Raw genomic sequence first — 16,420 nt, 5'->3', positions numbered from 1 at the left:
GGTGAGCTCCTACAAGTCCAATATTTGCTATGGATGTATTAAGAGAGCAATCAACTGCCTGATCCGTCCTGTCACTTTGTGCTTCTTTTTCCCTCACATTTAAGTCTGGCACTCCGATAGTGCGTGCTTAGGCGTTTTGTGTATTTTTGGTGCGTTTTTCTACTGAGGCGCTGTGCACATCGGTAACAAAACGTGTCACTGACCAGCTGAAACGATTCTTCCCAAGAGTAATCCGTTAGCTCTAGCACTAACGTTTCCATAAGCGACGTCGTTTTTGAACTGTTCTGGCGCAGAACTTGCGTAAAGAATAAAAAACGCCCCGTTTCTTTCCTTTTACGGAGACGGTCAGGCAGTCGCTCCGCACGCAAAGGTAGTTTTATGAGCAGCATCCCTAATGCTTCAGAGCTCAATCAGGGGCTCAAACCTCGGCACATCACCATGCTGTCCATTGCTGGTGTCATTGGCGCCGGTCTATTTGTCGGTTCCGGGCATGCGATTGCCGAAGCCGGTCCAGCAGTTCTGCTGGCTTATGCGGCGGCCGGTACGCTGGTGGTACTGGTCATGCGCATGTTGGCTGAAATGGCAGTAGCGGCGCCGGATACCGGGTCGTTTTCGACATATGCTGATCGCGCTATCGGGCATTGGGCCGGTTTCACTATCGGTTGGCTGTACTGGTGGTTCTGGGTATTGGTCATCCCGCTGGAGGCCAACGCTGCCGCAACGATCCTGCATGCGTGGTTCCCGAACATCGCAATCTGGGTGTTCACATTGGTCATCACCCTGCTGCTCACGGTAACCAACCTGTTCAGCGTGAAGAATTACGGTGAGTTCGAGTTCTGGTTCGCCTTGATCAAAGTGCTGGCGATCATCGGTTTTGTAGTGCTGGGCGTGGCGGCTATTTTCGGCCTGCTGCCCAACAGCCAGGTCAGCGGCGTCAGCCATCTGTTCGATACCCAGGGCTTTTTGCCTAACGGTATGGGCGCTGTGCTGGCTGCCATGCTGACCACCATGTTCTCGTTCATGGGCACCGAAATCGTCACCATCGCTGCGGCTGAATCGAAGAATCCAGAAAAACAGATCACCAAGGCCACCAATTCAGTGATTTGGCGGATCTGCCTGTTCTATCTGGTTTCGATCTTCATCGTGGTCTCGCTGGTACCGTGGAACGACCCGCGCCTGGCTGAAGTGGGTTCCTATCAGACCGTGCTGGACATGATGGGCATTCCAAACGCCAAGCTGATTGTGGATATCGTGGTACTGATTGCGGTAACAAGCTGCCTGAACTCAGCGCTATACACCGCCTCGCGCATGCTGTTCTCGTTGGGTAAGCGCGGCGACGCCCCGGCGGTATCGACGCGTACCAGTAAAAGCGGCACGCCTTACTGGGCGGTCATTCTGTCCACTGCGGCTGCGTTCCTGACGGTATTCGCTAACTATGTGGCTCCGGCTGCCGTGTTTGAATTCCTGCTCGCCAGTTCCGGTGCAATCGCACTGCTGGTGTATCTGGTGATCGCGGTTTCCCAACTGCGTATGCGTCAGAAGAGCATTGCAGCGGGTGAGACCCTGTCGTTCCGGATGTGGCTGTTCCCGTACCTGACCTGGGCGGTGATTGTGTTCATCGTCGGCGTGCTGGGCATCATGCTGGTTCAGGAGTCGCACCGCGTGGAGATCATCGCGACGGGCTTGCTCAGTATTCTGGTGATTGCCGCCGGTGTTCTGGTTTCCCGGCGTCGCAAGGGCGAGCGGGCTGGCAAGGCAGTACTGAACTGACCGATTGACCTGCTGCAAACAAAAACGGCCGCGATCAGCAATGATCGCGGCCGTTTGTATTTGTCCTGTGAGCGTTTCCACCTGTAGGAGTGAGCTTGCTCGCGATCCAGTGCGAAGCGCTGGTAAAAGTTTGAACCTGAATTCGATTTAAGGCCCTTCCGGCCTTATCGCGAGCAAGCTCACTCCTACAGATTATGCGTGCACGTCTACAGGTTTTTCATTAGTCCCGAACACGCTGCCTTGTAAGCCTCGTGCTGATATTTGTTCAGCGAAGCAGGCAGGTCGAAGTTGTGTTTCTTGTTTTGCGCGTTGATGGTTTGCGGTGACAGCAGGGTGACCTCGCAATCGCGCAGTAACTGAAAAACTGTCTCGATCTTGAAGGTGGTCGGGCCACCGGCGAATTCGCCTTTTTTACTGCGCTTCTTGATGACGATGTGGCTGATACCGTTTTCGCGCACGAAACTGGCGATCTGAGTCGCGAAAGCTTTGACGTTGGCGGACTCGTCGTCATCTTCGAGTGCCAGCTTCTTGGTCGCCAGGGGGACATGCTCAAGGCCGCCTTGCTGGCGGGTCGCCAATGCAAAAATAGCCTCGCTGCCTTTGATTTCCACACCACAAATAATCATGAAAGAGCCTTTAAGTTACTGCCTTGGTTAGAAGGCAGACACCATAGCTCATTGCGGTGTTCATTCCTGCGCGATTGATTCCAGATACTCGGAGCGCTCGTCGCTGGTCCGCGCCAGGCAGTCGTTCTGGGCGATGTTGAAAGCCTTGCTGCCAGCCGCAGCCGGGAATACTTCCACTGCGCAATCGGCATCGCGAAGTTTTTCCCACGCCAGCTGGGCAGCCTTGAGTTTTTCGGCGAAAGCGTTGGCTTGCGACTTGTTCGCGCCGAACTGGGTGTTAACCCGCTGCAACAGGTTCTGGAAATTTTCTTTCAGCAATTCTTCCGCCGTGTCCCGGCTGTACTTCGAGCACTCAAGCGTTTGTTGGTCCTCTTCTACACCGTCGCATGGGGATACGTCCGGGTTTTGTGCTGCGTGGGCGCCAGCGATGCCGGACGCTAAAAGAAGCAAAGCCAGGCAAACCTTGTTCATCGAGTCTCTCCACTCCATTTGATGAGCTGGATTCTGGCCTAAGCGCGCTCTAAAGAACAGGTTGGCGAGATGCACGTCAGTAGCGTCCTGTCGCCCTTTGTCGTTTCTTGACGCTTTCGGCAAACCCCCTGTCGTTTTTGCACCCGGCTCGCTCGACCCTCAGGCATATGCTGGCCCCAATAGCGTCGGCATACGATTCGACGCACCAGTACCTAATCAGCACTTATATAAAGGGACAGCCTGATGAGCCCAGCCGAATTACACGCCGACAGCATCGTTATTGACGGGCTGATCATCGCCAAGTGGAACCGTGAGCTGTTCGAAGACATGCGCAAAGGCGGTCTGACCATGGCCAACTGCACTGTGTCGGTGTGGGAGGGCTTTCAGGCGACCATCGACAGCATCTGCAAAAGCCAGAAGCTGATGCGCGAAAACAGCGACCTGGTGATGCCGGTGCGGACTACCGCCGACATTCGCAAGGCGAAAGAACTGGGCAAGACCGGCATCCTCTTCGGCTTCCAGAATGCGCATGCTTATGAAGACCAGATCGGCTACGTCGAGATCTTCAAACAGCTCGGCGTGGGTATCGTGCAGATGTGCTACAACACCCAGAATCTGGTGGGCACCGGCTGCTACGAGCGTGACGGCGGATTGTCCGGTTTCGGTCGTGAAATCGTCGCTGAAATGAACCGTGTCGGCGTCATGTGCGACCTGTCCCATGTCGGCTCCAAGACTTCAGAAGAAGTCATCCTCGAATCGAAAAAGCCGGTCTGCTATTCCCACTGCCTGCCTTCGGGTCTTAAAGAGCACCCGCGCAACAAGTCTGACGAAGAACTCAAGTTCATTGCTGATCACGGCGGTTTTGTCGGCGTGACCATGTTCGCGCCGTTCCTGGCCAAAGGCATTGATTCGACCATCGACGATTACGCCGAAGCCATCGAATACACCATGAACATTGTCGGCGAAGACGCGATTGGTATCGGGACCGACTTTACTCAGGGCCACGGTCAGGACTTCTTCGAGTATCTGACCCACGACAAGGGCTACGCCCGCCGCCTGACCAGCTTCGGCAAGATCATCAACCCGCTGGGTATCCGCACGGTTGGCGAGTTCCCGAACCTGACCGAGACCCTGCTCAAGCGCGGCCATTCCGAGCGCACGGTGCGCAAGATCATGGGCGAGAACTGGGTCAACGTGCTCAAAGATGTGTGGGGCGAGTAACACCCCCGATCACGAGCAAAACCTTAATTGAATTGATCACCCCCACTGCCATTTCGCGCAGTGGGCGTACCCCGAACATCTGGAGTTTGACCCCATGGCTAAAATCGCCCCGCAACTGCCTATCGAAGTCGACAGCGAAACTGGCGTCTGGACCTCCGATGCGTTGCCGATGCTGTACGTGCCACGGCACTTTTTCGTCAACAATCACATGGGCATCGAAGAAGTACTGGGCGCTGATGCTTACGCCGAAATTCTCTACAAAGCTGGCTACAAATCCGCCTGGCACTGGTGCGAAAAAGAAGCTGAATGCCACGGTCTGGAAGGTGTCGCGGTTTTTGAGCACTACATGAAGCGTCTGTCGCAACGCGGCTGGGGCCTGTTCAAGATCCAGGACATTGATCTGGAAAAGGGCACCGCCAGCGTCAAGCTTGAGCACTCCTGCTTTGTGTACGTCTACGGCAAAGTCGGCCGTAAGGTCGATTACATGTTCACCGGGTGGTTCGCCGGTGCGATGGATCAGATTCTGGCCGCAGCAGGCAGCCCGATTCGCACCGTGGCCGAGCAAGTGTATGGCGGTTCTGAAGAAGGCCATGACGACGGCCTGTTCATCGTCAAGCCGCTGTAAGTCGAGGAACCTGTTATGGCTTTCGAAGCGATGTTTCAGCCTATCCAGATCGGCAAACTCACCATACGCAATCGTGTACTGAGTACTGCGCACGCCGAGGTCTACGCCACCGATGGCGGCATGACCACCGACCGCTACGTGAAGTACTACGAGGAAAAGGCCAAGGGCGGGATTGGCCTGGCGATCTGTGGTGGCTCTTCCAGCGTCGCTATCGACAGCCCGCAAGGCTGGTGGAAGTCGGTCAATCTGGCGACCGACAAGATCATCCCGCACTTTCAGAACCTTGCTGACGCCATGCACAAGCACGGCGCCAAGATCATGATCCAGATTACCCACATGGGCCGTCGCTCTCGTTGGGATGGCGATCATTGGCCAACACTGATGTCGCCGTCTGGCATCCGCGAGCCGGTGCACCGTGCGACCTGCAAAACCATCGAACCGGAAGAAATCTGGCGGGTGATCGGCAACTACGCCAGCGCTGCGGCGCGGGCCAAAGCGGGTGGTCTGGACGGTGTTGAACTGTCGGCGGTGCACCAGCACATGATCGATCAGTTCTGGAGCCCGCGGGTTAACAAGCGTACCGACGAGTGGGGCGGTAGCTTCGAAAATCGCATGCGTTTTGGCCTGGAAGTGATCAAGGCAGTGCGCAAGGAAGTCGGTCCTGACTTTTGCGTGGGCCTGCGTATCTGTGGTGACGAATTCCACCCTGACGGCCTCAGCCACGAGGACATGAAAGAGATCGCCAAGTACTACGACCAGACCGGCATGATCGACTTTATCGGCGTGGTCGGTTCTGGTTGCGATACCCACAACACGCTGGCCAACGTTATTCCGAACATGAGTTATCCACCGGAGCCGTTTCTGCATTTGGCCGCCGGTATCAAAGAAGTGGTCAAGGCACCTGTGCTGCACGCGCAGAACATCAAGGACCCGAACCAGGCGACGCGGATTCTTGAGGGCGGTTATGTCGACATGGTCGGCATGACGCGTGCGCACATTGCTGACCCCCACCTGATCACCAAGATCAAGATGGGCCAGGTTGACCAGATCAAACAATGCGTGGGTGCCAACTATTGCATCGACCGCCAATACCAGGGCCTCGACGTACTGTGTATTCAGAACGCCGCGACCTCCCGTGAATACATGGGCGTGCCGCACATCATCGAAAAATCCACCGGGCCGAATCGCAAGGTGGTGATCGTCGGTGCCGGGCCTGCGGGCATGGAAGCTGCGCGGGTTTCGGCCGAGCGCGGTCATAACGTGACCTTGTTCGAGAAGAAAGAGTTTATCGGCGGGCAAATCACCACCGCCTCGAAAGCCCCGCAACGTGACCAGATTGCAGGCATCACCCGTTGGTTCCAGCTGGAGCTGGCGCGTCTGAAAGTCGATCTGCGTCTGGGTACTGCGGCGGATCCGGCAACCATCATGGATCTGCGTCCGGACATCGTCGTGCTGGCGGTGGGCGGTCATCCGTTTCTGGAGCAGAACGAACATTGGGGCGCCGCTGAAGGTTTGGTGGTCAGCAGCTGGGACATCCTCGACGGCAAGGTCGCGCCGGGCAAGAACGTGCTGGTTTACGACACCATCTGTGAGTTCACCGGGATGTCGGCGGCTGACTTCCTTGCCGACAAAGGCTGCCAGGTAGAAATCGTCACCGACGACATCAAGCCGGGCGTTGCGATTGGCGGTACTTCGTTCCCGACTTACTACCGCAGCATGTATCCGAAAGAAGTGATCATGACCGGCGACATGATGCTGGAGAAGGTCTATCGCGAAGGCGACAAGCTGGTGGCGGTGCTGGAGAACGAATACACCGGTGCGAAAGAAGAGCGGGTGGTGGATCAGGTGGTCGTCGAAAACGGCGTGCGTCCTGATGAAGAGTTGTATTACGCGTTGAAAGCCGACTCGCGCAACAAGGGCCAGATCGATATCGAAGCCTTGTTCGCCATTCAGCCGCAACCGTGTCTGAGCGAGCCGGGTGACGGGTACCTGTTGTTCCGTATCGGTGACTGCGTGGCACAGCGTAATACCCACGCGGCGATCTACGACGGCTTGCGTCTCTGTAAGGATTTCTGATGGTGATTCTGTAGGAGCGCGCTTGCCCGCGATGAACGATGACGCGGTTTACCTGATACACCGCAGCGCCTGTATCGCGGGCAAGCCCGGCTCCCACAGGAAACACCGAATCCTCCTGTAGGAGTGAGCTTGCTCGCGATAAGGCCGGAACGGCCTTCAGTCGGGTTTGAATTTGAATCCATTGCCAGCGCTGCGCACTGGATCGCGAGCAAGCTCACTCCTACAGGAGACCGATGACCTCTGTCGGACCGAGCGCCGTAGGAGCTTCACATGCTGAACACACTGCTTCCGATCCTGCTGTTCGCTGCTCTGGGCCTTGCTGTCCTTGGGGCTGTGCGGCGGGTGAATATGTGGCGCAATGGCCGAGCCTCTAACGTCGACCTGCTCGGCGGGCTGTTGGCCATGCCCAAGCGCTATATGGTCGATCTGCACCATGTCGTGGCCCGGGACAAATACATCGCCAATACTCACGTCGCAACGGCGTTGGGCTTTGTGCTGTCGGCATTGCTGGCGATTGTGGTGCATGGTTTTGGCCTGCACAGCCGCATCCTCGGTTATGCCCTGCTGCTGGCGTCGACCTTAATGTTTGTCGGCGCGATCTTCATGTTCCTGCGCCGCCTTAACCCACCGGCTCGGCTGTCGAAAGGCCCGTGGATGCGCCTGCCAAAAAGCCTCATGGCGTTTTCCGTCAGCTTCTTTCTGGTCACGCTGCCGGTCGCGGGGATTCTGCCGCAGGACTTTGGCGGCTGGGTATTGGTCGCGCTGCTGGGCCTGGGATGCCTGTGGGGCGTGTCGGAAATGTTCTTCGGCATGACGTGGGGCGGCCCGATGAAGCACGCCTTTGCCGGTGCATTGCACCTGGCCTGGCACCGTCGCGCCGAACGCTTCGGCGGTGGTCGTTCAACCGGCCTCAAGCCGCTCGACCTCAATGACAAAACTGCACCGCTCGGCGTAGAAAAACCCAAGGATTTCACCTGGAACCAACTGCTGGGTTTCGACGCCTGCGTGCAGTGCGGCAAGTGCGAAGCGGCATGTCCGGCATTCGCAGCCGGTCAGCCACTGAACCCGAAAAAGCTGATTCAGGACATGGTTGTCGGACTGGCCGGCGGCACCGACGCCAAATTCGCCGGCAGCCCTTATCCCGGCAAAGCCATCGGCGAGCACAGCGGTAACCCCCATCAACCCATCGTCAACGGCCTGGTAGACGCTGAAACCCTGTGGTCCTGCACCACCTGTCGGGCATGCGTTGAGGAGTGCCCGATGATGATCGAGCACGTGGACGCCATCGTCGATATGCGCCGTCACCTGACACTCGAGAAGGGCGCTACACCCAACAAAGGCGCTGAAGTGCTGGAAAACCTGATCGCCACTGACAACCCGGGTGGGTTCGCACCGGGCGGACGGATGAACTGGGCGGCGGATTTGAACCTGAATGTGCTGGCCGACAAGCAAACGGTCGATGTGCTGTTCTGGGTGGGCGATGGCGCTTTCGATATGCGTAACCAACGCACTTTGCGCGCCTTCGTCAAAGTCTTGAAAGCGGCCAAAGTCGACTTCGCAGTGCTCGGTCTTGAAGAGCGGGACAGTGGCGACGTAGCGCGGCGTTTAGGTGACGAAGCGACTTTCCAGATGCTCGCCAGACGCAACATTCAGACCCTTAACAAATACAGCTTCAAACGCATCGTCACCTGCGATCCGCACAGTTTCCATGTGCTGAAAAACGAGTACGGCGCGTTCGAGGGCAACTACCTCGTGCAACACCACAGCACCTACATGGCTGAATTGATTCAAGGCGGCGCGCTGAATCTGGGCCAGCACAAGGGCTCCAGCGTGACGTATCACGACCCGTGTTATCTGGGCCGCTACAACGGTGAATACGAAGCCCCGCGTGAGGTGTTGCGTGCGCTGGGCATCGAGGTCAAGGAAATGCAGCGCTCCGGTTTCCGCTCCCGTTGCTGCGGTGGCGGCGGCGGTGCGCCGATCACTGATATTCCCGGCAAGCAACGTATCCCCGATATGCGCATGGAAGACATCCGCGAAACCGGTGCGGAGCTGGTGGCGGTCGGCTGCCCGCAATGCACCGCGATGCTCGAAGGTGTGGTCGAGCCGCGACCTCTGATCAAAGACATCGTCGAATTGGTCGCCGACGCGTTGCAGGAAGAAGTTATCCCCAGCAAATCTGCGCCAGTAAAACGTGAACCTGCGGAGGTGCACTGATGAGCGACATTATTCGCCGCGATCCGCGTGCCGAGTGGATTGCCCGCAACCGCTTGCACCCACTGCATGCCGCGATGCAGCCAGCGCAAACCAGCTGGATGGGGCCAAATGGCGTGATGCGCAAAAACGTGCACGGCATCGGTTTCATCGGTCCTAACGGGCTCAAGAGAATTGACCGCAGCGGTGCTCAGCAAGGCGGGGCGGTGAAACGTTCAGCAGCAGCCGAAGTGCAGTTGCCGCTGCATCAAGTGCCAGAACCGGCTTTCTATATCGCTGTAGTGCCAGACATGGTGGGCGGGCGTTTGAGCAGTCACGACCGAGACCTTCTGGGCCTTGCTCATCAGCTCGCTGGCCAGAACGGCGCGGTACTCGCCGTGGTATTTGGCGAGCACAAAGAGAGCGCTTTTGCGACGGCAGGCGTTGATCGCCTGCTGACACTCGAAGGTAACGAATTCAGCGGTTATTCACCGGAGCAACGTGTTCAGGGCCTGCGAGCTGTGGATAACCAGTTCAACCCTAGACACTGGTTATTACCGGATAGCCGCAGCGGTGGTGGTGAGTTGGGTCGCCGGTTTGCCGCTAGCCTGGGCGAGCGCCCCGCCACGCGTGTCTGGCAGGTTAACGATGAGCAATGCATAGGCCGGGCAGGAGCTGGGCAGCAGGATCTGGTGAGGCCTTTGGCACGCTTGATTTTGGCCGCTGTGGAATGCGCTGAACCGGTCAGTGAAACCCGTCATGAAGCGCTGCCGGTTGAGTTATCCACAAGCGTCGCGCGCAGCCTGCCCCGGATTGAAGACCTGGGCGCTGTCGCCGTCGACCCGTCCATGATTCCGATGGCGGAAGCGGAGTTCATCTTTTCGGGGGGCAACGGCGTCAAGGACTGGGATTTGTTCCATCAAACCGCTGCGGCGCTGGGTGCCACTGAAGGCGCCTCCCGTGTTGCGGTGGATGATGGCTTCATGGCTCGCGATCGTCAGGTCGGGGCCAGCGGCACCTGGGTCACGGCGCGGGTTTATGTAGCGGTGGGTATTTCGGGTGCAATCCAGCATCTGCAAGGCATTGGCGCCTGCGACAAGGTGGTGGCGATCAATCTGGACCCAGGTTGCGACATGATCAAGCGCGCCGATCTTTCTGTGATCGGCGACAGCGCTGCAATCCTCAAGGCGCTGATCGAAGCCGTGGAAATCCATCGCAATGGAGCAAAACAAGATGCGGCCTAAGCCAACTGCTTCCTCTGTGGATAACGCTGCGCTGCACGTCATCAGCCTGGTATCCATCGGCGCGCACCCTACGTCGGGGCGTTCACGTCGCGCCGAACAGGATGCTCGCGCCGTTGAGTTGGGCTTGCAACTGGCTGGGGATAACTTGCATGTGCTGCATGCAGGAAATGCCGAAGAGCCTGCATTGCGGGCTTATCTGGGGATGGGGCTGGACGAGCTGCATGTGCTGGAGCAGCCGGAAAACGCCGATGCATTGCCTGCCTTGACGGATTACATCCGTGAGTCGGGGGTACAAGTGGTGCTCACCGGAAGCCAGGCAGAAACCGGCGAAGGCTCGGGCATGTTGCCGTTCCTGCTCGCGGAAAACCTTGGCTGGCCGTTGGTCGTGGGGTTGGCTGAGGTGGAGTCGCTGGATAACGGCTCTGCCCTTGTTTTGCAGGCATTACCCCGTGGCCAGCGGCGGCGGTTGAAGGTGCGCCTGCCTTTTATGGCGACTGTGGATAACGCCGCGCCCAAGCCCCGGCAAAGCGCCTACGGCCCCGGACAGCGCGGCACGCTAGCAGCCGAACAGGTGGAAATCATCAATGATGAGCTGCTCGGCGGCTCGGCCCTGCAACCGGCCAAACCCCGGCCCAAACGCTTGAAAGTCATCAAAGCCAAAAGCGGCGCAGACCGCATGAAAGCTGCAACAGCCAAAGCCAGCGGTGGCGGTGGGCAAGTGCTCAAGGGTGGCACGCCCGAGGCAGGCGCGGAGGCGATCCTCAAGTTACTGATCGAAGAAGGCGTGGTGCGGTAAACCCTTCCGCAAGTTGACCCCTATCTTGTAGGCGCTCACCGAGTTACGAGGCCAGCGATCACGGTTTGTCTGACACTCCGCTATCGCTGGCCTCGTAACCTCGGTGAACTCACAAAACCGTTGTTGCCAGGCGACAGCGCTCTGTCGCGGCATGGCATCTCTTCGAATTTATTTTCAGCGCCCCCTGTCACTTTCCACTTTTCATTCGGCACATGGTTACTGAGAATTGCTTCCATTCACGAGTAGCCGCCATGTCCCTCCCGCTAGATACGCTTCTACGCCCCATTTTGTTGGCCATGGCTATCGCTTTTGGTTCTTCGATAGCCAGTGCACAGTTGATTGCGGCGGAACAGAGTTCCGCCATTCACGCCTATGATTTGCCAGCGGCCCCGTTAGCCAGCACCCTCAACGCTATTGCCAGTCAGGCCGGGCTGGCGCTGAGCGTCGATCCGTCTCTGGTTTCAGGCAAGACTTCGGCGCCCGTCAAAGGTGATCTGGATGCCGGTAGCGCAATGCGTCAGGCGCTGAGTGGCACGGGTCTGCAAGTGCAGCAGAATGGCAACGGTGGCTATTATCTGGAGGCGGCGCAGGAAGGCACGCTGGCGTTGCCGGATGTAAACATCAATGCTGCGGGTGCAGCGGTTTCCGGTTCCGAGGCCGCTGGCTATGTCAGCGAGAATGTCACCAGCGTCGGTGCACTGGGCGGGATGAGGCTTCAAGACACGCCTTACTCGATGAGTGTCACCTCTCAGGCGATGTTGAAAAATACGATGGCCACGTCTCTCGATGATGTGTTCAAACATAACCCGTTCACCCAGCTCTATTCACCGCGCAATGCCGGATACGCCAGCGCGGTCAACATGCGTGGGTTCAGCGCTGCGGGTAATCTCAACATCGCTAACGATGGCTTGCGCTTTACCACCGGTGCCGACGGCGGCAACTACATCGAAGAGAATGAGCAACTCGAAATCATTACCGGCCTGACCGGCTTCCTGTATGGCCCGGCTTCGCCTGGTGGTCTGGTTAACTATGTGCTCAAGCGTCCGACTTATGAGCGCTATAACAGCGTGACGCTGGGCAATGCGGGTGGCGAAAACTATTACCTGCACGGCGACTTTGGCGGACCCATCGACCCCGAAGGCAAGTTGGCTTACCGGGTAAACATCCTGACTCAGGACGGCGAAACCGCGGTTGACATGCAGAAGCGTCGACGTGAAATGATCAGCCTGGCGCTGGACTGGAACGTCAGTGATGACTTGCTGGTTCAATTCGACGCATCGCACAAGAAGTCCGAGATGCGTGGCACCACCAGCTACTGGTACTTCAATAACGAGGCCTGGCGGCCAAGCGCGTCATCTCTGGGCAACGATAAGTTGTACAGCCAGAAGTGGAGCTTCGCCGATGACGAAACCGATAAGGCCGGTGTGCGAGCCAAGTGGCGCCTGAACGATGTGTTTACCCTGCGCACTGCATTCTCGGCCCAGCAATACACGACGGAAAACACCTACACAGGCCCGACTGTCACCGGGCCCGGCGTTTACGCGCAGAATCTTTATGCGTTCGCGCCTATCGAGACCGAGGAGAAGTCCGGCTATTTGTTCCTTGATGCTGCGTTCGATACCGGCCCCATCGGGCACAAGATGACCATGGGCTATCAGGGCAACACCTCGCGCCAACGCCAGTATGAAGACCATATTCCGTTCCCGGGGCCGCAGTACCAATCGCCGGTTGGCACCATACCGCTCAGCCAGACTCCACAAGTCGACAAGCCGGGCTACTCCATCGGCCATGGCGATCAGCGCCTGGCGAATACATCAGAGACCAATAACTTTCTGATCGGTGATGTGATCACCTTCAACGAGCAGTGGTCGACGATTCTTGGCGTCACTAATACGCAAATCAAGACTTACGCCAACGAGTTTGTATACGCGAAAGCGTTTGGTACACCGGAAACAGAAACCAAGTACAACGAAAGCAAGACTTCGCCCAACATCTCCCTGATCTACAAGCCACTGCCCTGGCTGACAACCTACGCCACCTACATCGAAGGCCTCCAGTCGGGCGGTGTTGCGCCTTCGAGCACGATCAACGCCGGTCAGGCTTTTGCACCGGAAATCAGCGAACAGTATGAAATCGGCGCGAAGGCAACGGTTGGCGAGACGCTGCTCACACTGGCTTTCTTCAATATCAAAAAGCCTAACGCCTATACCAACGGTGCCAACGTTTACGTGGTTGATGGGCAGCAGGAAAACAACGGCGTGGAGTTCAGCGTCACCGGTAAGGTGATACCGGAGTTGACCGTGGTCGGGGGCATGACCTTCCTTGATCCACAGGTCAAAAAGACCGAGATTGCGGCGAATGAAGGCAATGCGCCGACCAACGTTGCCAAGCAGTTGGCCAAGGTCTATGCCGAGTACGACATCAATGGTCTGCCAGGGCTGGCGCTTACGGGCGGCGCGTTCTACACCGGCAAGCAGTACACCGATGTAAACAACGACTACCAGTTGCCTTCCTTCACGACGTTCGATGCGGGGGCCCGCTACCGGATGCGCCTGTCTGAAAATGATCTGACCTTGCGCATGAACGTCAGCAACCTGACCAATAAAGAGTACTGGCTCAACAGCAGCTACCTGGGCGACCCGCGCACCGTCGCGTTCTCGGCGCAGCTGGAGTTCTGACCCTGCTCTAAACCTGAGCTCATGCAGGATTGAATGCATTGTCTGTAGAAGCTGCCGAAGGCTGCGAAGCATTTAGCCTGACACACTGCGATCGCAGCCTTCGGCAGCTCCTACAGGTCCAGTGTGTGCCGCGAGACAGTGCGGTGCCATGGACGGCGGGGTAGCTCCTGCGGGGCGAGGTCGATCCCAAATTCCTGCCTCCCAGGCTGCATGCGTCAAACGTTATAAATCCCCTTCCGACGGGTGCCATTTGCCACTACCCGTCAGCTCTGAGACAATCGCGAATAGTTCTCGTTATTTAATGCACCTTATTCGAGGTTCGTTTCGTGTCGTCAGCCCCAAGCCCTCAGAGCGAGCTCATTGGCGCCCTCTATCGCGACCACCGCAGTTGGCTGGTCGCCTGGTTACGGCGTAATGTCGCCTGCCCGCAACGGGCTGAGGACTTGAGCCAGGACACGTTTGTGCGGTTGCTCAAACGTGAGCAGCTCGATTATCCGCGCGAGCCGCGGGCCTTCCTGGCGGCGATCGCTAAAGGGCTGTTGTTCGATTACTTCCGTCGGGCGGCGCTTGAACAGGCGTACCTGAGCGAGCTGATGCTGATCCCGGAAGCTGAGCAACCCTCTCTGGAAGAGCAACTGTTGATCCTCGAAGACCTGAAAACCATTGACCGCATGTTGGGCAAACTCTCGAGCAAGGCGCGTGCTGCATTTCTCTATAACCGCCTCGAAGGTTTGAGCCACGGTGAAATTGCCGAACGGCTGGGCGTTTCTCCTTCACGCGTACGGCAGTATCTGGCGCAAGGCATGCGGCAATGCTACGTGGCGTTATACGGCGAACCGCTATGAGCGCTTTCAGCTCTAAACCGGTTTCAGCGACGGTGCTGGAGGCGGCTATCGCCTGGCAGCTTTGCCTGGACTGCGGCAATAGCAGCCAGGACGAGCGCGATGAACACTCCCGGTGGCTGCGCGCCAGTGAGGAGCACTCTCGTGCCTGGGCACAACTGGGCATGCTTGATCATCAGTTTTCCCTGACGTCCGCGCCAGCGCGGTCCGCATTGCTGCAATCGCACGACAGCGCCTTGCGGCGCATGCGCAAGTTTGGCGGCGGGCTGGCCGGTGTGATGCTGGCCTGCGGCCTTGTGCTGTTCATGGGCAACCGTTTGATGCCGATCGATTACTGGCTGGCCGATCAGCGCACCGCAACAGGCGAACAGCGCACGGTGCGTCTGGCGGACAACACCGTGATCAGGCTCAACACCCACAGCGCAATTGATGTGAGATTCGACGCTACACAACGGCGCGTAATCCTGCAGGACGGTGAGATCTTCGTAGAAACCGGAAGCCATGAGGATCCGCGCCCCTTTATCGTCGAAACCCGCGACGGTCGCCTGCGTGCACTGGGTACCCGGTTTCTCGTGCGCCGTGAGGACGAGGGCACGCTGCTGGGCGTGCTGCAATCAGCGGTAGCGGCTCACGCGCAACGTGATGATCGTGAGCAGATTCTGCGTGAAGGTCAGCAGGTGCTGATGACCCGTGATGGCCTGGGGCCGATGCTGGCGCTCAAGCCTGGGGCCGATGCATGGACGCGCGGCATGCTGGTGGTGGATGACACGCGGCTTTCCGATCTGGTGGCTGAGTTGGGTCGCTATCGAGCCGGTTATCTCGGCGTCGCGCCTGAGGTGGCTGATCTGCGTATTACGGGCAGCTTCCCGCTGACCAACACTGACTTGGCGCTCAAGGCGCTATCGCCCACTCTTCCTGTTCAAGTTGAGCAACGTACCCAGTGGTGGACGAAAGTGATTGCGAGCGACGTCAAAAAAACCGCTCCCCAAGTACCTCCGAAACCTGAGACCTAGAGTCGAACAGTCCGTTGTGCGCGCTGTAGCGGGCGCGACGGCTCTCAGCATCAGGGGCTTGCTGGTTCGCAAGTCCTGAAAGCAGATATTGCGGACGTCGGTAGCGCTGGCTAGTCTGACGGACTGTCTTATTCGAGGAACCTCCATGTCCGCGCCAACCATGACTTTGTACTACAACCCGGCATCTCCTTTCGCCCGCAAGGTGCTGCTTGTACTGCATGAAACCGGACAGCTGGACAGGGTGACGCTGCAAACCACGATCCTGACGCCTGTCGCCCCGGTTGCAGAGTTGAACAGCGATAACCCTGCCGGCAAGATCCCGGCGTTGCGCCTCGCGGACGGTAACGTCATCCATGACAGCCGCGTCATCCTCGACTATCTCGATCATCAGCACGTCGGCATTCCGCTGATCCCACGCGAAGGTTCGGCCCGCTGGCGGCGTTTGACCCTGGCGTCTCTGGCGGATGCGCTGTTGGACGCGGCGTTGTTGATTCGCTATGAAACCGCATTGCGCCCGGCTGAGAAGCATTGGGAACTCTGGCTCGATAATCAGCAGGAAAAAATCGAGCGCACACTCGGTTATTTTGAGCAGGAAGCGATTACCGAGCTGAGTTCGTCTTTCGACGTAGCTTCAATGAGCGTCGCCGCTGCGCTGGGGTACATAGACTTCCGCCAGCCGGACCTGGCATGGCGCAGCCGCTACCCGCGTCTGGCCAACTGGTACTTTGAAGTCAGCCAGAGACCGTCAATGCAGGCGACACTGCCTTCGGTTTGATTTGGAATGCATTTGCTGTAGGAGCTGCCGAAGGCTGCGATAGCGGTATGTCAGGATCAACGCTTCGCAGCCTTCGGCAGCTCCTACAAG

The 16,420-nt window shown here is 58.0% G+C and carries 13 protein-coding genes; 11 read left to right on the top strand and 2 right to left on the bottom strand.

What is annotated here, in order from left to right; translation table 11 throughout:
- Positions 1-378: 378 nt before the first annotated feature.
- Positions 379-1,770, top strand: coding sequence for a GABA permease (gene gabP / locus AUC61_RS03080; RefSeq protein WP_243244409.1), 1,392 nt, complete (start codon positions 379-381; stop codon positions 1,768-1,770).
- Positions 1,771-1,976: 206 nt separating this feature from the next.
- On the opposite strand, the gene AUC61_RS03075 is transcribed toward gabP, so the two are convergent.
- Entirely contained in the window at positions 1,977-2,396 is a 420-nt protein-coding gene (locus AUC61_RS03075) for a DUF3010 family protein (RefSeq protein WP_243244408.1), read from the bottom strand.
- 60 nt (positions 2,397-2,456) lie between these two features.
- Entirely contained in the window at positions 2,457-2,867 is a 411-nt protein-coding gene (locus AUC61_RS03070) for a lysozyme inhibitor LprI family protein (RefSeq protein ID WP_243244407.1), read from the bottom strand.
- Between the two features lie 243 nt (positions 2,868-3,110).
- Between AUC61_RS03070 and AUC61_RS03065 the strand changes: the two genes are divergently transcribed.
- From AUC61_RS03065 to AUC61_RS03020, 10 genes are all read left to right on the top strand, one after another.
- Complete coding sequence (locus AUC61_RS03065; protein ID WP_243244406.1) at positions 3,111-4,088, top strand: dipeptidase; 978 nt, start codon at positions 3,111-3,113, stop codon at positions 4,086-4,088.
- 94 nt (positions 4,089-4,182) lie between these two features.
- Positions 4,183-4,713, top strand: coding sequence for a DUF5943 domain-containing protein (locus AUC61_RS03060; RefSeq protein WP_187521455.1), 531 nt, complete (start codon positions 4,183-4,185; stop codon positions 4,711-4,713).
- A gap of 15 nt (positions 4,714-4,728) precedes the next feature.
- Positions 4,729-6,789, top strand: a complete 2,061-nt coding sequence (gene dgcA, locus AUC61_RS03055) for a dimethylglycine demethylation protein DgcA (protein WP_243244405.1) — start codon at positions 4,729-4,731, stop codon at positions 6,787-6,789.
- 270 nt (positions 6,790-7,059) lie between these two features.
- Entirely contained in the window at positions 7,060-9,006 is a 1,947-nt protein-coding gene (gene dgcB, locus AUC61_RS03050) for a dimethylglycine demethylation protein DgcB (protein ID WP_243244404.1), read from the top strand.
- Positions 9,006-10,226: an electron transfer flavoprotein subunit alpha gene (etfA, locus tag AUC61_RS03045; RefSeq protein WP_243244403.1), complete on the top strand. Its 1,221-nt coding sequence runs from the start codon at positions 9,006-9,008 to the stop codon at positions 10,224-10,226. Before dgcB ends, etfA begins: the two co-directional genes overlap by 1 nt.
- On the top strand, positions 10,216-11,022 hold the full coding sequence (etfB, locus tag AUC61_RS03040) for an electron transfer flavoprotein subunit beta (protein WP_243244402.1): 807 nt from the start codon (positions 10,216-10,218) through the stop codon (positions 11,020-11,022). The genes etfA and etfB overlap by 11 nt, the downstream gene beginning before the upstream one ends.
- Before the next feature lie 251 nt (positions 11,023-11,273).
- Positions 11,274-13,700, top strand: a complete 2,427-nt coding sequence (locus AUC61_RS03035) for a TonB-dependent receptor (protein WP_243244401.1) — start codon at positions 11,274-11,276, stop codon at positions 13,698-13,700.
- 326 nt (positions 13,701-14,026) lie between these two features.
- Positions 14,027-14,545 (top strand): RNA polymerase sigma factor, encoded by a 519-nt coding sequence (locus AUC61_RS03030; protein WP_243244400.1) that lies wholly within the window; start codon positions 14,027-14,029, stop codon positions 14,543-14,545.
- Positions 14,542-15,555: a FecR domain-containing protein gene (locus AUC61_RS03025; protein ID WP_243244399.1), complete on the top strand. Its 1,014-nt coding sequence runs from the start codon at positions 14,542-14,544 to the stop codon at positions 15,553-15,555. The genes AUC61_RS03030 and AUC61_RS03025 overlap by 4 nt, the downstream gene beginning before the upstream one ends.
- Before the next feature lie 145 nt (positions 15,556-15,700).
- Positions 15,701-16,330: a glutathione S-transferase gene (locus AUC61_RS03020; protein ID WP_243244398.1), complete on the top strand. Its 630-nt coding sequence runs from the start codon at positions 15,701-15,703 to the stop codon at positions 16,328-16,330.
- Positions 16,331-16,420 lie beyond the last annotated feature (90 nt).

Origin of the sequence: Pseudomonas maioricensis (genome assembly GCF_022790535.1) — a bacterium.
Lineage (GTDB): Bacteria > Pseudomonadota > Gammaproteobacteria > Pseudomonadales > Pseudomonadaceae > Aquipseudomonas > Aquipseudomonas maioricensis.
The sequence above is the reverse complement of the archived record's forward strand: the minus strand, read 5'-3'. Positions and strand labels throughout refer to the sequence as shown.